The following is a 21,161-nucleotide window of genomic DNA, read 5'->3' as shown; positions in this document are numbered from 1 at the left end:
TCAACTCCTCGAATCCGGCAATGGGTCGGCATCAAGCCGCTGCACCGAGCGCGATCGCTCGCTCGCGCTGCGCAGCGAGTGCGGCGGCGTCGACCGCAACGCGGCTGACCTCGGGCCACCCCGAGCTGTGCCGTTCGATCAGACCGGCCATCATCTCGATATGGTCCGGACGGTCGTTCAGGCAGTGGATATAGCTGAACTCCTTGCCTCCGGCACCGAGGAAATAACCGCGGTTCTCCTCGTCGATCTCCTCGATCGTCTCCAGGCAATCGGCCGAGAATCCGGGCGATAAGACCTGGACCGAGCGCACGCCTTCGGCACCCCAAGCCTTGAGCGTCTCGTCCGTGTAGGGCTTGAGCCACTCTTTGAAGCCGACGCGGGACTGAAAGGTCAGCGCCCAGCGGTCCGCGGCCAGACCGAGACGATCGGTCACCAGGCGCGCGGTCTTTTGGCAATGGCAGAAATAAGGGTCGCCATTCTCGAAATAATCCTTGGGGATCCCATGGAAAGAAAACAGCAGGCGCTCGGGCTCGCCTTGCTCGGCCCAGTGGCTGCGGATGCTCTCGGCCACCGCGTCGATATAGGCAGGCTCGTCGTGGTACTGATTGATGAAGCGCAGCTCGGGCAGCCAGCGCCAACGCTGCAGCTCGCGCGTGACGGCGTCGAACACGGAAGCGGTGGTCGATCCGGAATATTGCGGATAGAGCGGCAAGACCAGGATCCGGCGTGCGTTGGCTTGTCGCAGCTCGGCCAGGGCCGAAGGGATGGACGGGTTGCCGTAGCGCATCCCCAGCGCGACCTTGACCGGTCCGACGAATCGCTCGCTCACACGGGTCTGGACGGCAGCGGCCTGCCGCCGTGCGATGCTCAGAAGCGGCGAGCCGTCCTCCGCCCACACCGCTCGGTACGCCTTGGCGGAGCGGGCCGGGCGCACCCGCAGGATGACGGCGTGCAGGATCGGGAGCCAGAGTGCGCGCGGCAGCTCCACAACGCGCGGGTCGGCCAGGAACTCGGCCAGATAGCGGCGCACGGCCGGTACGGACGGCGCATCCGGGGTGCCGAGGTTGACGAGCAGGATCCCGAGGCATTCCGGGGTATCGTGGCGAAAATCAGGGGTACTTACGAACGTCATGACTCCGTCTCGGCTTTGGAGTGGATCCGGTCATGGGTCGAGCCGACGGGGCTCGGGCACGAACGCGCCCGAGTCCGGGCTCGACCCGAATCCGGTTGAAGAGGTCTGTGTTCGACACGCCGCAGGCCGCCGCCGAGCGCTCGAGCGCCCCCGCGCACCGCGCAGCTCAGTCCTTGGACTCCGCCGAGAGGCGCGCGTAGAGCGCTCGATAGCGCAGCGGATCCAGGGTTCCGAACAAGGGGTCTTCGAGGTTCGGCGCCTGCGCCTCGATCTGCGCCCAGTCCTCCTCGGACAGACGTTCGAGTGCGATCGGGAAGGCCTCATCGTCCTCCAGCCGCTTATGGGCACGCAAGGTGCCGATCAGCTCGCGACCGTGGGCCTCGACGTCTTCGCGCAGCAAGACCTCCTCGTGGAGGATGCCGTCGAGCGATTGGCGAAAACGGCGGCTCAATTGACCCAATGCCTTATGCTGACGCATGAGGACATCGAAGACGTCACGCCGCTCGGTGCCTTTCTCCAGAACACGCTCGAAGATCAGATCCTCGGTCGGGTGATGGACGACATCGGAGTAGTTGTCCATGTACTCGAGCATCTCGCACATGAGCTCGTAATCAGGCTCCGCGCCCTCGTGAAAACGGTTCAGCAGGTCTTCGAACAGATCGAGCAGCCTTGCGAGACGGACGTGGTCCTCGGCGAGTCGAGTCATTACCGGGTACATGGGCCTTTTCCTCGTAACAGCGGTCGACGTGGCCGCAGTATGCCATCATCCTCATGTCGATACCGAGCACCCGCGGATTTTTCGCCGCATTGAACGAACTGCTCTGCGAAAAACCCAGGGGTGCTCGGTACACCGAAGGTCGCGCCGAGACGAAGCGCCGACGAACGCGGTTCAGGTGTCGGACGCGGCACGCGCGCGACGCCGTGCCAACCAGCGCCAGATCAGTCCGCCGGGAGCGACGTTCCCGGTCAAGACATATTCGAGCACGTTGAGGTTCCGCAGCGTCCACGCCAGACTGCGGCTCGCATCGGCGGGCCCGCACAGCAGCAGACGGTCACCGCTGCGCACCCGCACGTCCGCGGCCGGCAGCAGCTCGCGCCCGTCGTTGTCCATTCGCAACAAGACGATCAGCGGCAGCGCCCGATCGCGGTCGCGTGGATCGCGCGAGAGTTGTTCGACGGTCACGGGGTTGCCGCACCGATCCATGGCACATAAGGCCGGCGCCTGGATCTCGTCGATCGTGATCTCCCAAACATGCGGAGGGTGATCGTCGACCAGTGCGACCACCCGGCTGACCAACTCGCAGGCCCAGTCGTCCTTGCGATAGCGCGCCAGTATCGTGAGCTCGGCCAGCAACGGCGTACCCAAGCGCACCCGGATACGGTCGGCGATGATGCTGCTCGGCATCATCACCACTTGCGCACCGACACGCTCGAACAAGGTCTTGTTGTGGCGGTGATTCTGACGGGCCACGACGAACAGGTTCGGATTCAGCTTCAAGGCGGTCATGATGATCGAGAGGTTGTTCGCGTCGTCGTCGGTGCCGGCCACCAAGCCGACGGCGTCGAGGATCCCGGCCTGCTCCAGCGTGACCGCCTCGGTACCACGCCCGTACACGACGCCTTCCTTGGGGATGCCGGTCTTGTGCGGAACCGCCTCGATCACGGTGAGATCCAGACCCTGATCGCTCAGATGGCGATACATGGCCTTGCCGAAACGCCCGAAACCGCAGATCACCCAACGCCCTTCCGCCGGCGGAAAGATCGGCGCATCGAGCGCTTGGTCCTCGTAGCCGGCCAGCCACTTGCTCAACAGGGTCAAACAGGGTGCCTGAATGGCGATCGCCATATCCAAGGCAAAGGTATCGAAAGGGTCGTAGATATAATCGGTTCCGAACGAGGCCATGTTGGCCTCGACCTCATGCGAGTCGGCCCGACAGATGACCGTGATCTCGGGATTCAGGAGCTTCGCGGCGATGGCGATCTTGAGATTGGCCTCGTTGACGTTGGTGAGTGCGACCACGCCTTTACAGAGCGGATGTTGCAGGCCTGCGGCCTCGAGGCTGGACGGCTCGCGCGCATCGGCGCACAAGGCGGGGACATATTCGCGCAGGTTATCGAGCTTGAGCAGGTTCACGCGCTGCGGATCGACGTCGATCGTCACCACGCGCTGATGTCGATCGGTCAGGCTGCGCACCAAGGCGGTGCCGGTTTGGCCGTAGCCGCAGACGAGATAGAAGGGTTCGCGCAGCTGCCGGACCCGGCGGCGAAAACGCGCCTCCGTGATGGCACGCTGAAAGGTGGTGTCCTGCAGCAACGTGATCAGGGTCCCGATCGCGTAGAGCCAAACCGCAACCGTCGCGAACACGCTGAAGGACACCCAAATCCGCTGAGCATCGGTAAAGGCGTTCGGCAGCTCGCCGAAACCGATGGTGGTCGACATGTAGCTGACGAAATAAAAGGCATGGAAGAAGCTCGTCGGAACCGGGTTGCCGGCCGCGTCCTGCGCGGGAATCAGCACCATACCCGCCATCGCCACGGCGTAGGTCCCGATCAGGATCAAGAGCGGCGTGCGCATCCGCCGCATGATGAGGTAGACGACGTTGTCCATAATTAAACCGCGCCCGGCACGGTATGCGATATTTTTGGATGGGATCGGCCCCGGCAGACTTAACGACCGCCGGAGCCGGCGCGGCTTAAGGTATTAAAAATATTAAATTTTAAACCGCGTCTCACCGAGATCGAGGACATCTCCAAAGCCAAACGCAAAATGAAAATGACGCATGTCGCTCTGGACGCGGTTTAGCGACGCAGGGTGAAGGTCTCGATCACCAGCAGCACCACCGACACGACGTTGGCGATCATCGCCCCGCCGCTCAAGGAGACGATGCTGGCCATGATCGCCGGTGTCATGCCCGCTTCGGTCGCGTAAACGGCGATCGTCCAGACCAGGGCTGCACCGATCAGCTGCAGCATGGCGACCAGGCTGGTCGCCAACAGCAAGGCGCCCATGTGGGTGCGGTCGCCGAACTTCAGTACGGTCGCGACCAGGTTGACCAGAATGACGCCGAACAGCTCCCAGACGTGATGATGCTCCGGGTTGTCGATCTCCCCGACGAAGAAACCGAAGTTCAGGGTCAAGGCCAGGATGATAAAGAACCCGAAGACGACCTTCTCGGGATTCATGTGGCGGGGCTCCTTGCGCGGTCTCGCGCGCTCGTTCGTCTCGAATGAAGCGTCATGGCCCGAGGCATGCCGTCAGGCCGCCGAGGATGCCGTCTCGGCGCCCCGCTTCTCGGTCAGGGCGCGATGCATCACGATGTTGAGCATCCGCACCGTCGCCCCGATCGCGGCGAAGACCTGATTGGCATGCACGCCGCGGGTGCGCAGCTCCCCCTGTTCGGTGGCCCATGTGATGCTGCATTCGGTCAGTGCGTCGGTGCGTCCGCCCTTGGGGATACGGACCTCGTAGTCGAGCAGCGTCGGCAGGATGAGACCGCGCTTCTTCACGATCTTGGCCAGGGCATTGTTGAAGGCGTCGAAACCCCCGTTGCCGCTGCCGGCAGCCATGTGGACCTCGTCGACGATGCGGATCTTGATGCTTGCCGTCGATTCCAGATCCAGGGTGGAGGAAACCGAGCAGGCGAGCAGCTCGGCATGGTTGTAATCCTTGCTCTCCAGGACCTCGGCGATGATGAAGGGCAGATCTTCGATCGTGATGGTCTTTTTCGAGTCGCCGAGCTCGACGATCCGTTTGAGGACCTTCGCCTGGTTCTCCTCGGAGAGCGTGATATCCAAACGCTCCAGATTCTTCGCGAGCGAGGCCTTGCCGGCGAGCTTGCCCAGCGCATATTTGCGCCGCCGTGCGAACCGCTCGGGCGAGAGGCGAGTGTGATATAGACTGCCTTTGCGATCCCCGTCGGCATGGATACCGGCGGTCTGCGTGAAGACATCGGCGCCGATAATGGGCGCATTGTCGGCGATCCGCTTGCCCGAGAAGTATTCGACCAACTCGCTGATGCGGGCCAGATGCGTCTCGTCGATGCCGATCTGCAAGCCGAGCTGATCGCGCAGGTTGACGGCGACCTCGGCCAAAGAGGCATTGCCGGCGCGCTCGCCGAGACAATTCACAGTGCAGTGAACGGCTGCGGCACCCGCTCGGGCGGCAGCGAGCACGTTGGCCGTCGCGAGCCCGTAGTCGTTGTGCGGGTGGAAATCGAGATTGATGCCCGGAAAACGCCCGAGCATGTCGGTGAAGGCGTCGAAGACTCGCTCGGGCGTCATGACGCCGAGCGTATCCGGGAGCATGAAGTGCCCGATCCCGCAATCGGCGAGTCGCTCGACCAGCCCGAAGACGTATGCCGGGTTGTCTCGGTAGCCGTTCGACCAGTCTTCCAGATAGAGATTGACGGCCAGGCCGCGATCGCGGGCGATGGCGATCGTGTTCCGAACGTCGGCGGCGTGCTGATCGAGGCTCTTTCCGAGCTGGCCGCGACAGTGCTTCTCGCTGCCCTTGGCGAGCAGGTTGATCACGTGCCCGCCGGCGCTCCGGATCCAGTCGACGCTGCGCCCGCCGTCGACGAAACCCAACACCTCCACGCGCCTGGCCAGATCACGCTCTTCGGCCCAGGCGATGATTTGAGCCACGGCATGGGCCTCGCCGGAGGACACGCGGGCCGAGGCCACCTCGATGCGGTCGACCCGAACCAACTCAAGCAACACCTTGGCGATATTGACCTTTTCGTCGGGCGAAAAGGAGACGCCCTGGGTCTGCTCGCCGTCGCGCAGGGTCGTGTCCATGACGTAGACGTAGCGACCGGGCGCGCTCGCGGCGGGGATTTCGTCAGGCGTTGCGGGCGTCGCCGGGCTCATCGGGTGTCCTTCAAGGTGTCCCGGATATGCGCCTTGAGCGTCTCCGCACCGGCATCGAGCTCAAGACATCGCGTCGGCAGATCCATCAACCCTTGCAGCGCAGGGGGCAGCGGGGCATCGCAGCCGATGGCAAGACGGATCGCCTCGTTGAACTTGGCCGGATGGGCCGTGGCGAGACAGATGGCGTCCCCGGAGCCCGCCGCCTTGACCCCGACCGCGGTATGCGGACAGAGAATGTAGCCGCTGGCGGCGTAGGTCAGACGAATCTGCTCGAGCGTCTCCGCATCGCTCACCGCAACGGCATCGAAATCGGCCCTTGCGCGGGCATGATGCGCCGCGTCGACCTCGAGCCGGCCGGTCGCCTGCAGCATCTCCAGCATCGCCCGGATCTTTCCGGCATCCCCGTCGTGGAGGAAATAGAGATAGCGCTCGAAATTCGAGGCGATCTGGATGTCCATCGCGGGGCTGAGGGTCTGATAGACCTCGCCGACGGCGTAGACGCCCGTGTCGACGAACCGCGTGAGGATATCGTTGCGATTTGTGGCGATGATGAGCCGATCGATCGGCACGCCCATCCGCTTGGCGAGATAGCCCGCGAAGACATCTCCGAAGTTCCCGGTCGGCACCGCGAAGCTCACGCGTCGCTCGGGATCCCCGCCGGCTGCGCGCGCCCAGGCGAAGACGTAATAGACCATCTGGGCGAGGATCCGCGCCCAGTTGATCGAGTTGACCGCCCCCAGGCTGAATTCGGATTTGAACGGCAGGTCGTTGAAGAGCTCTTTGACGATGCGTTGGGCGTCGTCGAAGCTGCCGCGCAGCGCGATGTTGTGGACGTTGGGATCCAGCACGCTCGTCATCTGACGTTCCTGGATCGGCGAGATCCGGCCCTTCGGATGGAGCATGAAGATGCTGATCCGCGCCTTGCCGCGGACGCCGTAGATGGCCGCGGAGCCGGTATCCCCGGAGGTGGCGCCGCAGATATTGAGCTCCCCGCCATCGCGGGCCAGGAGATACTCGAAGAGATTGCCGAGGAACTGCAGCGCCACGTCCTTGAAGGCCGCGGTCGGCCCGTGGAACAGCTCGAGAATCCGCAAGCCGCCGACCTCGACGACGGGCGTCACCTCGGGGTGCGTGAAGGTGGCGTAGGAGCGTTCGATCAGCGCGCGCAGGTCTTCCCGCGGGATCTCGTCCCCGACGAAGGGCGTCATGACCTCGAGGGCCAAATCCTGAAAGCGCAGACCGGACCAGGCTCGCAGGGTCGCGGCATCCACGCGCGGCAGATCCGTCGGGACCACGAGCCCCCCGTCGGTCGCCAGCCCCATCAAGACGGCCTCGGCAAAGCCGACCGAGGCAATCCCGCCGCGCGTGCTTGAATACTGCATATCGATCGAACCCACCGCTGAATGTTGTGACCTTATCGCGTTGCAGGGTAAGAAACACCGCGTCCGTTGGCAACCGAGATTCCGTCCGAGCTCTGAAATGCGTAACGGGATGTTGCCGAAGGTCGTGCTTTACCGATACATTCGCTGCGCCGGAGGACCGCACCGTCGTTGACAGCATGACGTAGCGGGCCAGACAATGCCGGCGCCTCGTCCGGAGATTCGGACGAGGAAAAAATGGAAACCTGCCGGACCGCGCCAAGGGGCGAGACCGGCTTCGCAACTCGATATGAGACATGGGTTCGGGTTGCGCGACCGACTGACCGCTCGGCGTCCTCGCTCCACTGGATGCGCGTCGCGAGCAGTCGACAACAACAAGATCGACCGAGGGGGCACAGGTTACGGCCGACGAGCCAGCCGCATGAAGGGCTCCGTCAACGCCCCGTCACCCCGACCCAAAACACTCATCCGACACTACGGAGTGACACAACCTATGACACCTGGCAAAAGGGCGGAATACTGGAGCGCGAATCTGCGTCTCCTGGCGATTCTGCTGACGATCTGGTTCATTGTCTCCTTTGGCTTCGGCATCCTGTTGGTCGAGCCATTGAATAGCATCATGCTCGGCGGTTATCCGCTCGGGTTCTGGTTCGCTCAACAGGGATCCATCTACGTCTTCGTCGTGCTGATCTTCTTCTACGCCATCTCGATGAATAAGCTCGACAACAAGTTCGATGTCGGCGAGGATTCGGGAAGCGGCACGCCCTATCAAGCCGGCAGTTACGGCACCCAGCCCGAGCATCTCCACGCGCAACCGAGCAAGGCCGCGCAATACTGGAGCGAGAATCTGCGTCTCCTCGCTATCCTGCTGACCATCTGGTTCGTCGTGTCCTTCGGCTTCGGCATCCTGCTGGTCGAGCCCTTAAACAGCATCATGCTCGGCGGCTATCCGCTCGGTTTCTGGTTTGCACAACAGGGATCCATCTACATCTTCGTGGCGTTGATCTTCTTCTATGCCATCTCGATGAACAAGCTCGACAAAAAATACGACTTCGGCGAGGAATAAGGGGCGCAACTCTATGACATCACTTGAGCTTTGGACTTACAGCATCGTCGGCGCGACCTTCGCGCTCTATATCGGGATCGCGGTTTGGGCCCGCGCAAAGACCACCGGTGATTTTTACGTCGCGGGCGGCGGCGTTCACCCGGTCGCCAACGGCATGGCGACGGCCGCGGACTGGATGTCCGCCGCATCTTTTATCTCGATGGCCGGAATGATCGCCTTCGGCGGTTACGGCGGATCGGTCTTTCTGATGGGCTGGACAGGCGGCTACGTGCTGCTGGCTCTGCTCCTGGCTCCGTACCTGCGCAAGTTCGGCAAGTTCACGGTGCCGGAATTCATCGGCGACCGTTATTACTCGCAGACCGCGCGCGTCGTTGCCGTCATCTGCTTGATCCTGGCATCTGTGACCTACGTCATCGGTCAGATGACGGGTATCGGTGTGGCCTTCTCGCGGTTCCTGGGCGTGACCTACGAGATGGGCATCCTGGTCGGCATGGGCATCGTCGCCATCTACGCCATCACCGGCGGCATGAAGGGCATCACCTACACCCAGATCGCGCAGTATGTCGTGCTGATCTTCGCCTACACGGTTCCCGCGATCTTCATCTCCATGAACCTCACCGGCAATCCGCTCCCGCAGCTCGGCCTCGGCAGCGAATATGCGCGCGACGGCGTGGCCAGCGGCATTTCATTGCTCACCAAGCTCGACCAAGTCGTGACCGACCTCGGGTTCAAGGAGTACACCACGCAGGTCATGGGCAGCTCGCTCAACATGTTCGTCTATACCCTGTCGCTGATGATTGGTACGGCCGGACTCCCGCACGTCATCATCCGCTTCTTCACGGTCCCGAAGGTGCGTGACGCTCGTTTCTCGGCCGGCTGGGCACTGGTCTTCATCGCGATCCTCTACACCACGGCACCGGCTGTCGGCGCCATGGCTCGCCTGAACCTGATGGATACCATCCAGATCGGTCCGGTCGGTACCGAGACGGGCAACCTGGTCTACGACGAGCGTCCCGAGTGGTTCAAGCGTTGGGAAACCACCGGTCTGCTCAAGTGGGAAGACAAAAACGGCGACGGTCGTATCCAATACTACGACGACAAGAACGAGGCGTTCGCCGCGAAAGCCGAAGGGTTTGGCTGGAAGGGCAACGAGATGGTCACGGTCAACAACGACATCATGGTGTTGGCCAACCCCGAGATCGCCAATCTGCCGGCCTGGGTCATCGCCTTGGTCGTCGCCGGCGGCCTCGCGGCGGCGCTCTCGACGGCGGCGGGTTTGCTGCTGGCCATCTCCTCCTCGATCTCGCATGACCTGCTCAAGGGTGTCTTCATGCCGAAGATCTCGGAGAAAAAAGAGCTCATGGCGGGACGTCTGTCGATGATCGGCGCCATCATCCTGGCGGGTTATTTGGGTCTGAATCCGCCGGGATTCGCGGCCGGAACCGTCGCCATCGCCTTCGGTCTCGCGGCCTCGTCGATCTTCCCCGCGCTGATGCTGGGTATCTTCGCGAAGCGGATGAACTCGCTGGGTGCCGTTGCCGGCATGATCGGCGGCGTAACCATCACGCTGCTCTATGTCTTCCAGCACAAAGGTATCTTCTTCGTGCCGGGTACGAGCTTCCTGATGCCCGAGATGGGTATGGGCGCGAACTGGTTCTTCGGGATCACGCCGGAAGCGTTCGGCGCCGTCGGCGCGCTGTTCAACTTCATCATCGCCGCCGTAGTCTTCAAGTTCGCGGCACCGCCTCCGGAGCACATCCAGCACCTCGTCGAAGATGTGCGCATCCCGCGTGGCTCGGGAGTTGCGACCGGCCACTGATCGAGGACCGAGGTGCGGGCACTCGAAGCGCAATCACCGCCTGCACCTGATCGACTGCCCCGAGGCAACGACCTCGGGGCAACCTCGAGAGGTTTTCAACCCCGCTTCGGCGGGGTTTTTCATTGAGACTGGGCCTGCCGAGCCCGACCACGCCGCTGGGACAGACCGAGGGTACGCGCCATGAACATCGAGCTGATCGAGATCCGAGACTTCCTGGCCAGTCACCCGCCTTTCTCTCAACTGCCGCAGGACACGCTCGAACGCCTTCCCCAGCGCCTTTCGGTGCGCTATTTTCGCCGCGGCACGGCCTTCCCGCCGGAAAACGCCGACCCGTCCTGCGTCTATCTCCTGCGCCGCGGCGCGGTGGAGCTGCGCGACGCCAACGGCGAGCTGGTCGGCAAGCTGGCCGAAGGCGACCTGTGCGACATGACCTGTCGGCCCACCCCCGAAGGTGGTCGATTTTTCGGCAACACCTCGGAAGACACCCTCGTTTACGCCCTACCCTGCACCGAGTTGGCGGATCTACGCGAGCACCACGCCGAATTCGCGGAGCATTTCGACCAATCCATCTCCAGTCGCCTGCGTAAGGCGCTGGACATCATGGTGGACGCGCCGGCTGCCGGAACCGGCCTGATGACGGTGCAGATCGGCAGTATGATCAACCGCACGCCGATCGTCGCGAGCCCGGAAACCAGTATCCGCGAGGCCGCGCAGGTGATGTCCGAGCACCGCGTCTCCTCGCTTCTGATCATGGAAGGCGATCGGCTCGCCGGCATGATCACCGACCGCGACCTGCGAAGTCGCTGCGTCGCCGTCGGCCTCTCGACCGAACGGCCGGTCCGCGAGATCATGACCGAGAAGCTACAGACCGCGCAGGTCGACACGCTGGGATTCCAGGCCCTGATCACCATGACACGGCTAAACGTGCATCATCTGCCCGTGTTGGACGGTGAACGTGTGGCCGGCCTGATCTCGACAACCGACCTCACCCGCTTTCAGAGCGCCAACGCCGTGTATCTGGTCGGCGACATCCATCGCGCGACATCGATCGAGACACTGGTGCAGATCAGCGCCAAGATCCCCGAGCTTCAGGTCCACCTCATCAACGGAGGAGCGACCGCAAACCACGTCGGTCAGGCCATCAGCGCAGTGACCGACGCCATTACGCAGCGCCTGATCGCGTTGGCGGAGGCCGACCTCGGCAGCCCGCCCGTCCCCTATGCCTGGATCGTCGGGGGCTCCCAAGCACGCCGCGAGCAGTCCTCGCACTCCGACCAAGACAACGCCCTCCTGGTCGCGGATCACGCCAAACCGGACGACGACGCCTACTTCGCGGCTCTCGCCAAGATCGTGAACGACGGCCTCGACGCCTGCGGCTTCGTCTACTGCCCGGGCGACGTCATGGCGTCGAATCCGAAATGGCGCCAACCCCTGAGAATCTGGCATAAATATTTCACCAATTGGATCCTCAAACCCGATCCCATGTCCCTCATGCTCGCGAACGTCTTTTTCGACCTGCGCGCCGTGTATGACCCGGACAACCTCTTCCCGGAGCTTCAGGAGCGTGTCCTCGAGCGCTCCAAGGCGAATCGCATCTTCGTCGCCTACATGGTCGCAAACGCGCTCAAATACCGGCCTCCGCTGGGGTTTTTCCGCAACATCGTACTGATCCAGGGCGGCGACCACGACCACACATTCGATATCAAGCACAAGGGCATCGTGCCCATCGTCGACCTGGCTCGGATCTACGCACTCTCGGGCGGACTGCCCGAGACCAACACGATCGAGCGCCTGAGCTCCGCCGCTGAGCACGGAACCTTGAGCAAAGACGGAGCCGCCAACCTGACCGACGCCATCGAGCTGGTCGGAACACTGCGGATGCGCCATCAGGCCAATCAGCTCGCTCACGGGAAGAAGGCGGATAATTTCCTGTCGCCGGACGAGCTCTCTCCGCTCGAGCGCGGACATCTCAAGGACGCCTTTCTGCTGATCAACACCATGCAGGAATCGCTCGGACAGCGCTATCAAGCCGGGCGCTTCGCTTAGGCCCCGATCATGTCGCGACTGCTCGATTGGCGCCGCCGCTGGGAACTGCGCCGGACCCCGCCGGGGCCCTTGCGTTCTTACCTGGAACATCCGTTTGTACCGCCGAAAACGGACTATCGGGAGGTGGACTATCTCGCCATCGATCTGGAAACGACCGGGCTGGACCTCGCCAACGATCTGATCCTGAGCGTCGGCTATGTCTGGGTCAGAGGCACATCCATCGACCTGTCGAGCGCCCGCCATCGGGTGGTGCGGATCGATCGCTCCATCCCCGAGGCGACGGCTATCATCCACCAGATCACGGACGACGAGTCCGCCGAAGGCAGCGAGCTTGCCGACGTCCTCGAAGAGCTTCTCGAGGTCCTGGCGGGTAAGGTGATGATTGCCCATCACGCACGCATCGAGCGCGGCTTCCTGACGAACGCCTGCAAGCGACTTTGGAAGCAAGGACTCCTGATGCCTGTCGTGGATACCCAAACATTGGCGTACCGTACCTTCGAGCGCCGCCAGACCCCGTTCAAGGCGTCCGATCTGCGGCTGCATGCGCTCGGCGATCGTTACAACCTGCCCCGTTACAGCGCGCACAATGCGCTGAGCGACGCGCTGGCCTCGGCCGAGCTGTTCCTCGCCCAGGCCGCCTATCGAGACAACGGCGACGGACTCCCGCTGCGGGATTTCCTGTGCTGAGACCGGGCGCCCCCGAGTAGACCCCGGTATTTCCCGGCTGGCTGCGCCCTATTGGAGCGTTTACTATTAACCGTTCGCGTCCGCCGGCACCGAAGAATGCACGCGTTGCGCCGGCACAGATCACTCCACCAAGTCGAGGAGACAACAACCATGTCGGAAGAAAAGGTCTATCAGGTTCCTGCGGACATCGCCGCCAAGGCGCATGTCAACGCCGAGCAGTACGCCGCCATGTACAAGCGGTCGATCGACGACCCGCAGGGCTTCTGGGCTGAGCAGGCCGAGACGTTCCTGACCTGGTCCAAGCCGTGGGACTCGGTCATGGACTACAGCTTCAAGGCCGACGACCTGCACATCAAATGGTTCCAGGGCGGCAAGCTCAACGTCTCCTACAACTGTCTGGATCGTCATCTGGCCACCCGTGGCGATCAGATCGCCATCATCTGGGAAGGCGACAATCCCGAGGAAGACCGCAAGATCACCTATCGCGAGCTGCATTCCGAGGTCTGCAAACTGGCGAACGTGTTCAAAGCGCGCGGCGTCAAGAAGGGCGATCGGGTCTGCATCTATCTGCCGATGATCGCCGAGGCGGCCGTCGCCATGCTGGCCTGTACCCGCATCGGCGCAGTGCATTCCATCGTCTTCGGCGGCTTCTCGCCCGACTCGCTGCGGGACCGCGTGCTCGATTCGGAGTGCAAGCTGGTCATCACCTCCGACGAGAGCGTGCGCGGCGGACGTCATATTCCGCTCAAGAAAAACGCCGACACGGCGATGCTGGAATGCCCGAACGTCGAGACTGTGGTCGTGGTGCGGCGCACCGGCGGCAAGGTCGAGTGGACCGAGGGCCGCGACATCTGGTACGACGAGGCCATCGCCGCCGCGTCCGCCGAGTGCGTGCCGGAGGAGATGGACGCGGAAGACCCGCTCTTCATCCTCTACACCTCCGGCTCCACCGGCAAACCCAAGGGCGTGCAGCACACCACCGGTGGCTATCTGGTCTATGCCGCCATGACCCACAAGTACACCTTCGACTATCAGGAAGGCGAGGTCTACTGGTGTACCGCCGACGTCGGTTGGGTCACGGGTCACACCTATATCGTCTATGGTCCGCTGGCCAACGGCGCCACCTCGCTGATGTTCGAGGGCATCCCGAACTACCCGGATATGTCGCGTTTCTGGGAGGTCATCGACAAGCACAATGTCGCCATCTTCTACACGGCACCCACCGCCATCCGCTCGCTGATGCGCGCCGGCGAGGAGCCGGTCAAGAAGACCTCGCGTAAGTCGCTGCGCATCCTCGGCTCGGTCGGCGAGCCCATCAACCCGGAAGCCTGGGAGTGGTACTACCGCATCGTCGGCGACGAGCGCTGCCCGATCGTCGACACCTGGTGGCAAACCGAGACCGGCGGTCATCTGATCACCCCGCTGCCCGGTGCGACGGCGCTCAAGCCAGGATCGGCCACCCGACCCTTCTTCGGCGTCGTCCCGGCGCTGGTCGATCCGGCTGAAGGCACCCTGATCGAAGGCCCCGGCGAGGGTGCGCTGGTGATCTCGCAGCCTTGGCCGGCGATGATGCGGACCCTGTACGGCGATCACGCGCGCTTTGCCGACACCTATTTCCGGCAGTATCCGGGTTATTACTTCACGGGTGACGGCGCGCGGCGCGACGCCGACGGCTACTACTGGATCACCGGTCGCATCGACGACGTGCTCAACGTCTCGGGCCATCGTCTCGGTACCGCCGAGATCGAATCGGCGCTGGTGCTCCATCCGCATGTCGCCGAGGCCGCCGTGGTCGGCTACCCGCACGACCTCAAAGGCCAGGGCATCTATGCCTATGTCACCCCGATGTCCGGCATCGAGCCGACCGACGAGCTGAAAAAGGAATTGGTCTCCATGGTCCGCGGCGAGATCGGTCCGATCGCCATCGTGGATATCATCCAGTGGTCGCCCAGCCTGCCCAAGACCCGGTCGGGCAAGATCATGCGCCGGATTCTGCGCAAGATCGCCGCCAACGAGATCGACTCGCTCGGCGACACCTCGACCCTTGCCGACCCGACGGTGGTGAACGATCTGATCGAGAACCGCGTCAACAAGTAGAGGCACGCGCCCGGTCGCCTGCCGCGTGCGGCAGGGCCGATCGTCCAAGCGAAACGGTTCGCCGAACCGGACCGCACGACCCGCGGCCATCGCTCCCGCCACCTGCGGGACCGATGGCCGCGCTGCCGTGCACAAAATGCGAAAGCGCGGTCAATATGAGCTCGAGTTTCAGAGTCGGTGTCTTCGTCGATGCCGAGAATGTCCGCTACAACGGCGGTTTTCAGATGCGCTACGACGTGCTGCGACGCTTCGCCGCACGCGAAGGCGGCATCCTGCAACGATTGAACACTTACATGGCCTTCGATGCCGAGCGGGCTCGCGAGGACATGGAATACAAGAAAAAGGCACAGACCTACCAGCAGATGGTGCGGGACTTCGGCTGGAAGATCACCGTGAAGCTGGTCCGGCGCTATACCGACGAAAGCGGAAACGTCACCACCAAGGCCAACGCCGACCTCGACATGGCGGTCGATGCCATGCTTCAGGCCAACAAACTCGATCAAGTCCTGCTGGTGACCGGCGACGGCGATTTTCTTCAGGTCGTCGAAGCCTTGCAGAACACCGGTTGCCGGGTCGAGCTGATGGGATTCAAGAACGTCTCGCGCCAACTTCAGCAACAGGTCGACGCCTACTATTCCGGATTTCTGATCCCCGATCTGCTGCCGATCTCCTACGAGCCGCGCAACGAGTGGGGCAAGCCCGGATCCTGCGTGCGCGGGGTCTGTACCAAGTGGTTTGCGGACAAGGGTTACGGTTTCTTGAGGATCATGGACCGCATCTCGCCCTCGCTGTGGGTAACGGATCCACGAGAAGCCGATTCTCCCTACATCAGCGTCTTTTGCCATGTCAACGAGTTGGCCGACGATGTCACCGAGGACATGTTGATGAGCCGTGAGACGGTGCTTGAGTTTTATCTCAACGAGAGCGAGCAGAAGGACAACGGACTGGTCGCGAGCAATGTCCGACTCGCCTTTTCAGTCAACCGCTGACGCGCCACGACAGACAAGCCATGGCGACGGACCAAACAGCCAAGAACAAGCTCTCGGGACTCGCCTTGCGCCTGGTGCGCGACAACCTGATCTCCGAGCGTGCCGCCATCGCCGCCTACGAGGATGCCGCCCGCCGCCGGCAAGCCTTCGTCCCTTATCTGGTCGAGCAGAAGCTGCTCGACAGCCGCAGTATCGCCGTCGCGGCCTCGCACGAATTCGTGGTGCCGCTGCTCGATCTGCATGCGCTGGATTTGCTGAACCTTCCGGTGAACCTGGTCGACGAGCGATTGGTGCGCAAACACCGGGCGCTGCCGATCTTCCGCCGCGGCAACCGCCTCTTCCTGGCGCTGTCGGATCCGACCAACGATCAGGCGCTCGAGGAGATCCGCTTCAACACCGGGCTGGCCACCGACGCGGTGCTGGTTGAAGAGGACAAGCTCAAAGGGGCGATCGAGACCGCGATCGAGGCACAGGACACGACCATGACCGAGCTCATGGACGCGGACCTGGAAAAGCTCGAGATCACGCCCGACGACGAGGATCTGCGCGAAGACGCCGACATCAACGTCGACGACGCGCCGATCGTCCGTTACGTCAACAAGGTACTGGTGGATGCCATCTCGTCGGGCGCCTCGGACATCCACTTCGAACCCTACGAGAAGTTCTTTCGCGTGCGCTTCAGACAAGACGGTATGTTGCGCGAGGTGGCGAGTCCACCCATGAATATCGCCGGGCGTCTGGTTGCACGCCTGAAGGTCATGTCGCGGATGAATATCGCCGAGCGTCGTGTCCCTCAGGACGGACGCATCAAGCTCAAGGTCAGCCGCACGCGCGACATCGATTTCCGCGTAAATACCTTGCCGACCCTTTACGGCGAGAAGGTCGTGCTGCGGGTCCTCGATTCCGCGTCGGCTCAAGTTGGCATCGAGGCACTTGGCTTCGAGCTCGATCAACGTACGGCCTTCCTGGAGGCCATCCACAAGCCGTACGGCATGATCCTGGTCACCGGCCCGACCGGATCCGGGAAGACGGTGTCGCTCTACACCGCACTCAATCTCCTGAATCAGCCCGACATCAATATCTCGACGGTCGAAGATCCGGTCGAGATCCAGGTTCCGGGGATCAATCAGGTCAGCATGAATCCCAAGACGGGTCTCACCTTCGCCGCCGCGCTTCGGGCGTTCCTGCGTCAGGACCCAGACATCGTCATGGTCGGCGAGATTCGCGACCTGGAGACCGCCGAGATCGCGGTCAAGGCCGCCCAGACCGGACATCTGGTGCTCTCCACGCTCCATACCAACGACGCCCCGCAGTCGCTGACCCGTCTCGCCAACATGGGCGTTGCGCCCTTCAATATCGCCTCCTCCGTCTTGCTCATCATGGCCCAACGTCTTGCGCGTCGCCTCTGTCCGCACTGCAAGGCGCCCGAGGACCTTCCGCGCGAGATCTTGCGCCAGGAGGGCTTCAGCAAAGAGGACATCGAGGAAGGGATCGTCGTCTTCGGACCGGTGGGATGCGAGCGCTGCACCAAGGGCTACCGCGGGCGCGTAGGCATCTTCCAAGTGATGCCGGTCTCGGAGTCGATTCGGCGGCTGATCCTCGAGGGCGGCAACGCGATGCAGCTCGCCGAGCAGGCCAGTCGCGAAGGCGTCTCGGACCTGCGCGAATCCGGTCTGCTCAAGGTCAAAGAAGGGATGACGAGCCTCGAGGAGCTCAACCGAGTCACCAAGGAGTGACGAGAACGCTCATGGCAACCGCACTTAAATCAATGCCGAAACCCAAACCGCAGGCGGAAAAGGCCTACGTCTTCGCCTGGGAAGGACGGGACCGGCGCGGGGCCAAGGTGACGGGCGAGACCCGCGCGACCAGCATGACGATGGTGCGGGCCGATCTCCGACGGCAAGGCGTGAGCCCGACCAAGGTCAAGAAAAAGGTCCAACCGCTCTTCAGCGGCAAAAAGAAGATCACCAGCACCGATCTCGCCATCTTCAGCCGGCAGCTCGCGACCATGATGTCCGCCGGCGTCCCCTTGGTGCAGGCGTTCGATATCGTCGGACGCGGTCACGAAAACCCGGCGATGCAGGACTTGATCCTGGGGATTAAACAAGACATCGAGAGCGGCACCGCCATGGCGCTGGCGATGGGCAAGTATCCGCTGTATTTCGACGACCTGGTTTGCAATCTGGTGGCCGCCGGCGAGCAGGCCGGCGTACTGGACGTCCTGCTCGAGAAGATCGCGACCTACAAGGAAAAGACCGAGTCGATCAAGGGCAAGATCAAGAAGGCCATGTTCTATCCGATCGCGGTCATCGCGGTGGCCATCATCGTGAGCGCGGTTCTGCTCATCTTCGTCATCCCGCAGTTCAAGGACCTGTTCGCGAGCTTCGGCGCGGACCTGCCCGCCTTCACCCTCATGGTCATCGGCCTGTCCGATGCGCTGCAGAAATGGTGGTGGGCGATCCTGCTCGGACTCGGTGCGGTCGGCTATGTCATCGGCAAAACCTTCAAGCGCTCGCGCGCATTCCGCGAGGCTATCGATCGCACGGCGCTGAAGATCCCGATCATCGGACCGATCCTCGACAAGGCCGCGCTCGCGCGCTTCGCCAGGACGCTGTCGACCATGTTCGCCGCCGGCGTGCCGCTGGTGGAGGCGCTGGACTCGGTCTCGGGCGCAACCGGCAACATCGTTTACCGGAACGCGGTCTTGAAGATGCGCGAAGAGGTGGCGACCGGGCAATCGCTGCAACTGTCGATGCGTCAGCAAGACCTGTTCCCGCATATGGTCATTCAGATGACCTCCATCGGGGAGGAGTCGGGGTCGCTCGACGACATGCTCGCGAAGGTCGCCGATTTTTACGAGGAGCAGGTCGACAACGCGGTCGACAGCCTCAGCAGCCTGCTCGAGCCTCTGATCATGGTTGTGATCGGCGGCCTGGTCGGCAGCCTGATCATCGCCATGTACCTGCCGATCTTTAAACTGGCCTCGGTCGTTTAAACCGCGCCCGGTGCGGTATGCGTCATGTGTTGGAGTGGTTCGGCCGGGCCAGCTCCGACGACTGTCGGAGTTGGCGCGGTTTAAAGTATTAAGAAATATTAACTTTAAACCGCGTCTCACCGAGACCGAAGACATCTCCAAAGCCAAACGCAACATGAAAATGACGCATTTCGCTTTGGACGCCGTTGAGTGCGCATCGGACCTTGCCCACGCCGCCAGGCAAGCGGCCGCCGTCACGGCTCCGGCGCGGAAATCTACGTTCATTGACCATCGACTCGTCGGCCAAGGGAGCCCTGCATGGATTGGAATGACGTCTTCGAGCAAACCCCGCTGCTGCTCTATGCGGTCTCGATCCTCGTCGGACTGATCGTCGGCAGCTTTCTCAATGTCGTCATCCTGCGGCTCCCTCGAATGCTCGAAGAGGATTGGGCGCGCGACTGCGCGGAGCTCTCCGGCACGCCGAGCCCGAACGATCGACCGGATCAAAAACGGCTTTCACTGGCCCATCCGCCCTCCACCTGCTCGCACTGCGGCCATCGGATCCGTGCCCACGAGAACATCCCCGTGTTGAGCTATCTCCTCTTGCGCGGCCGTTGCTCGGCCTGCGGCGCGGGTATCGGTCTTCGCTATCCATTGGTGGAGATCTTCACGGCGCTGCTGACACTGATCGTCGTCCTGCAATTGGGTCTCGGCTGGCAGACCGGCCCCGCCCTCCTGCTGACCTGGGCACTGATCGCACTCGCCGTGATCGACTTCGACACCCAGCTTCTGCCGGACAGCATTACACTGCCGGTGCTCTGGCTCGGCTTGATCCTGAGCCTCTTCACGGTTTTCACGGACAGTCACTCCGCGATCATCGGCGCTGTCGCCGGCTACCTCAGCCTCTGGTCGATCTTTCATCTCTTTCGCCTCGCCACCGGCAAGGAAGGCATGGGCTACGGCGACTTCAAGCTGCTGGCACTCTTCGGCGCCTGGCTGGGCTGGCAATCCCTGCCGCAGATCATCCTGTTGTCAGCCTTGACCGGGGCTGTGCTCGGGGTCGCATTGATCCTGAGCGGCCGCCATGCGCGGGGTGCGCCCATGCCCTTCGGTCCCTTTCTCGCGGCAGCGGGCTGGCTCAGCCTGATCTGGGGAGAGCAGATCAACCAGACCTACTTACAGATGGTGGGGCTCTAAGCCGCGTCCGGCACATTCGGGTTAGATGGGATTCCTTTAGAACGCGTCCACGAAGCGGCGCACGGATTCGGACCAAGAGATGCTTGTCATTGGCTTGACCGGCGGTATCGGCTGCGGCAAGTCGACCGTTGCGGATGCATTGGCCGCTCGCGGTGCGGGCGTGATCGACACCGATCTCATCGCGCGTGAATTGACCGAGCCGGGGCAGCCGGCTCTCGCCGAGATCGCAGCAACCTTGGGCGCCAAGCTCATCGGGCCGGACGGACGGCTCGACCGCGATGCCTTGCGCACCCAGGTCTTCTCCGACCCGGACGCACGCACCCGACTGGAGGGCATCCTGCATCCAAGGATCAAAGACCGGATGCTCGAGCGACTTGCTGCGCTCGACGCGCCCTACGCCGTCTTGGTCATCCCGCTACTCTTCGAGACCAACCAACAGACACTCGTCGATCGCGTCCTCGTCGTCGATATTCCGGAGGGGGAACAGCGCGAACGCGTGCGTCGGCGCAGCGGTCTGACACGCAGTGAGATCGAACGCATCGTCGCCAGCCAGATCAGTCGCGCCGAACGGCTTGCCCGAGCGGACGACATCCTGGACAACAGCGGCGACCTCCCTGCCCTCTTGGCGCAGGCCGAACGCCTCCATCTCAAATACAGCGATGTCGCCGAAGACTTGAAGGATCGCGAGGTTCGTTAGATCGCGCCGGCGCGGTGGCGATCTTCAGCCCTTCCGTAACCGAGTCGTCACATAGCGCTTGACAGTCCTCCCGAGTCGTATAGAATGCGCGCCTCGCTGAGGGGAAGCCCGAGGCGGTAGTGGTCCTGGAGGGGCCGTGGAGGCAGGGAGAGGTGGTATTGAGGTCGCGAGGGAGCGCGCAGCGAGGGGTTGACAAGTTCCTCGGGTCC

15 protein-coding genes and 2 pseudogenes are annotated in these 21,161 nt (G+C 62.8%); 11 read left to right on the top strand and 6 right to left on the bottom strand.

Annotated elements, in window-relative coordinates; translation table 11 throughout:
- Positions 1 to 31: 31 nt before the first annotated feature.
- The 6 genes from hemH to thrC all read right to left on the bottom strand — a co-directional run bounded on the left by hemH (position 32) and on the right by thrC (position 7,383).
- Positions 32 to 1,132, bottom strand: a complete 1,101-nt coding sequence (hemH, locus tag VLR48_RS19110; RefSeq protein ID WP_325293304.1) for a ferrochelatase — start codon at positions 1,130 to 1,132, stop codon at positions 32 to 34.
- 166 nt (positions 1,133 to 1,298) lie between these two features.
- A complete protein-coding gene (locus VLR48_RS19105) occupies positions 1,299 to 1,850 on the bottom strand; it encodes a hemerythrin domain-containing protein (protein ID WP_325293303.1) in 552 nt (183 codons plus the stop codon).
- Positions 1,851 to 2,021: 171 nt separating this feature from the next.
- Positions 2,022 to 3,740, bottom strand: coding sequence for a potassium channel family protein (locus tag VLR48_RS19100; protein ID WP_325293302.1), 1,719 nt, complete (start codon positions 3,738 to 3,740; stop codon positions 2,022 to 2,024).
- A 191-nt stretch (positions 3,741 to 3,931) separates the two neighbouring features.
- Positions 3,932 to 4,315 (bottom strand): DUF6394 family protein, encoded by a 384-nt coding sequence (locus tag VLR48_RS19095; RefSeq protein ID WP_325293301.1) that lies wholly within the window; start codon positions 4,313 to 4,315, stop codon positions 3,932 to 3,934.
- Between the two features lie 72 nt (positions 4,316 to 4,387).
- Positions 4,388 to 6,001 (bottom strand): alpha-isopropylmalate synthase regulatory domain-containing protein, encoded by a 1,614-nt coding sequence (locus VLR48_RS19090; protein WP_325293300.1) that lies wholly within the window; start codon positions 5,999 to 6,001, stop codon positions 4,388 to 4,390.
- Positions 5,998 to 7,383: a threonine synthase gene (gene thrC / locus VLR48_RS19085; RefSeq protein ID WP_325293299.1), complete on the bottom strand. Its 1,386-nt coding sequence runs from the start codon at positions 7,381 to 7,383 to the stop codon at positions 5,998 to 6,000. Before thrC ends, VLR48_RS19090 begins: the two co-directional genes overlap by 4 nt.
- A gap of 490 nt (positions 7,384 to 7,873) precedes the next feature.
- Here thrC and VLR48_RS19080 point away from each other — a divergent pair.
- From VLR48_RS19080 to coaE, 11 genes and pseudogenes are all read left to right on the top strand, one after another.
- Positions 7,874 to 8,128, top strand: a pseudogene (locus VLR48_RS19080) (DUF4212 domain-containing protein); the annotation flags it as partial.
- An 84-nt stretch (positions 8,129 to 8,212) separates the two neighbouring features.
- Positions 8,213 to 8,446 (top strand): annotated as a pseudogene (locus VLR48_RS19075) (DUF4212 domain-containing protein); the annotation flags it as partial.
- 13 nt (positions 8,447 to 8,459) lie between these two features.
- The gene (locus VLR48_RS19070) at positions 8,460 to 10,265 is read left to right on the top strand and encodes a sodium:solute symporter family protein (RefSeq protein ID WP_325293298.1); all 1,806 of its coding nucleotides are present in this window, start codon (positions 8,460 to 8,462) and stop codon (positions 10,263 to 10,265) included.
- 180 nt (positions 10,266 to 10,445) lie between these two features.
- The gene (locus tag VLR48_RS19065) at positions 10,446 to 12,311 is read left to right on the top strand and encodes a putative nucleotidyltransferase substrate binding domain-containing protein (protein ID WP_325293297.1); all 1,866 of its coding nucleotides are present in this window, start codon (positions 10,446 to 10,448) and stop codon (positions 12,309 to 12,311) included.
- 9 nt (positions 12,312 to 12,320) lie between these two features.
- A complete protein-coding gene (locus VLR48_RS19060; RefSeq protein ID WP_325293296.1) occupies positions 12,321 to 12,998 on the top strand; it encodes an exonuclease domain-containing protein in 678 nt (225 codons plus the stop codon).
- 150 nt (positions 12,999 to 13,148) lie between these two features.
- Positions 13,149 to 15,095, top strand: coding sequence for an acetate--CoA ligase (acs, locus tag VLR48_RS19055; protein WP_325293295.1), 1,947 nt, complete (start codon positions 13,149 to 13,151; stop codon positions 15,093 to 15,095).
- 155 nt (positions 15,096 to 15,250) lie between these two features.
- Positions 15,251 to 16,084 (top strand): NYN domain-containing protein, encoded by an 834-nt coding sequence (locus VLR48_RS19050; protein WP_093031290.1) that lies wholly within the window; start codon positions 15,251 to 15,253, stop codon positions 16,082 to 16,084.
- A 20-nt stretch (positions 16,085 to 16,104) separates the two neighbouring features.
- A complete protein-coding gene (pilB, locus tag VLR48_RS19045) occupies positions 16,105 to 17,820 on the top strand; it encodes a type IV-A pilus assembly ATPase PilB (RefSeq protein WP_325293294.1) in 1,716 nt (571 codons plus the stop codon).
- 11 nt (positions 17,821 to 17,831) lie between these two features.
- Positions 17,832 to 19,079, top strand: a complete 1,248-nt coding sequence (locus VLR48_RS19040) for a type II secretion system F family protein (protein WP_325293293.1) — start codon at positions 17,832 to 17,834, stop codon at positions 19,077 to 19,079.
- Positions 19,080 to 19,376: 297 nt separating this feature from the next.
- Positions 19,377 to 20,255: an A24 family peptidase gene (locus VLR48_RS19035; RefSeq protein ID WP_325293292.1), complete on the top strand. Its 879-nt coding sequence runs from the start codon at positions 19,377 to 19,379 to the stop codon at positions 20,253 to 20,255.
- 79 nt (positions 20,256 to 20,334) lie between these two features.
- Complete coding sequence (gene coaE, locus VLR48_RS19030) at positions 20,335 to 20,952, top strand: dephospho-CoA kinase (RefSeq protein ID WP_325293291.1); 618 nt, start codon at positions 20,335 to 20,337, stop codon at positions 20,950 to 20,952.
- Positions 20,953 to 21,161 lie beyond the last annotated feature (209 nt).

It is taken from the genome of Thiocapsa sp., from assembly GCF_035467215.1.
Lineage (GTDB): Bacteria > Pseudomonadota > Gammaproteobacteria > Chromatiales > Chromatiaceae > Thiocapsa.
Note: the sequence above shows the minus strand (reverse complement) of the source record. Positions and strands in the feature narration are given on the sequence as shown.

Excerpts from the sequence above, each read along its gene's own strand:
- pilB (WP_325293294.1), top strand. The coding sequence starts at position 16,105 with ATGGCGACGGACCAAACAGCCAAGAACAAGCTCTCGGGACTCGCCTTG.
- VLR48_RS19065 (WP_325293297.1), top strand. The coding sequence starts at position 10,446 with ATGAACATCGAGCTGATCGAGATCCGAGACTTCCTGGCCAGTCACCCG.
- VLR48_RS19090 (WP_325293300.1), bottom strand. The coding sequence starts at position 6,001 with ATGAGCCCGGCGACGCCCGCAACGCCTGACGAAATCCCCGCCGCGAGC.
- acs (WP_325293295.1), top strand. The coding sequence starts at position 13,149 with ATGTCGGAAGAAAAGGTCTATCAGGTTCCTGCGGACATCGCCGCCAAG.
- VLR48_RS19105 (WP_325293303.1), bottom strand. The coding sequence starts at position 1,850 with ATGTACCCGGTAATGACTCGACTCGCCGAGGACCACGTCCGTCTCGCA.
- VLR48_RS19095 (WP_325293301.1), bottom strand. The coding sequence starts at position 4,315 with ATGAATCCCGAGAAGGTCGTCTTCGGGTTCTTTATCATCCTGGCCTTG.
- coaE (WP_325293291.1), top strand. The coding sequence starts at position 20,335 with ATGCTTGTCATTGGCTTGACCGGCGGTATCGGCTGCGGCAAGTCGACC.
- VLR48_RS19035 (WP_325293292.1), top strand. The coding sequence starts at position 19,377 with ATGGATTGGAATGACGTCTTCGAGCAAACCCCGCTGCTGCTCTATGCG.
- VLR48_RS19100 (WP_325293302.1), bottom strand. The coding sequence starts at position 3,740 with ATGGACAACGTCGTCTACCTCATCATGCGGCGGATGCGCACGCCGCTC.
- hemH (WP_325293304.1), bottom strand. The coding sequence starts at position 1,132 with ATGACGTTCGTAAGTACCCCTGATTTTCGCCACGATACCCCGGAATGC.
- VLR48_RS19060 (WP_325293296.1), top strand. The coding sequence starts at position 12,321 with ATGTCGCGACTGCTCGATTGGCGCCGCCGCTGGGAACTGCGCCGGACC.
- VLR48_RS19050 (WP_093031290.1), top strand. The coding sequence starts at position 15,251 with ATGAGCTCGAGTTTCAGAGTCGGTGTCTTCGTCGATGCCGAGAATGTC.
- VLR48_RS19070 (WP_325293298.1), top strand. The coding sequence starts at position 8,460 with ATGACATCACTTGAGCTTTGGACTTACAGCATCGTCGGCGCGACCTTC.
- thrC (WP_325293299.1), bottom strand. The coding sequence starts at position 7,383 with ATGCAGTATTCAAGCACGCGCGGCGGGATTGCCTCGGTCGGCTTTGCC.
- VLR48_RS19040 (WP_325293293.1), top strand. The coding sequence starts at position 17,832 with ATGGCAACCGCACTTAAATCAATGCCGAAACCCAAACCGCAGGCGGAA.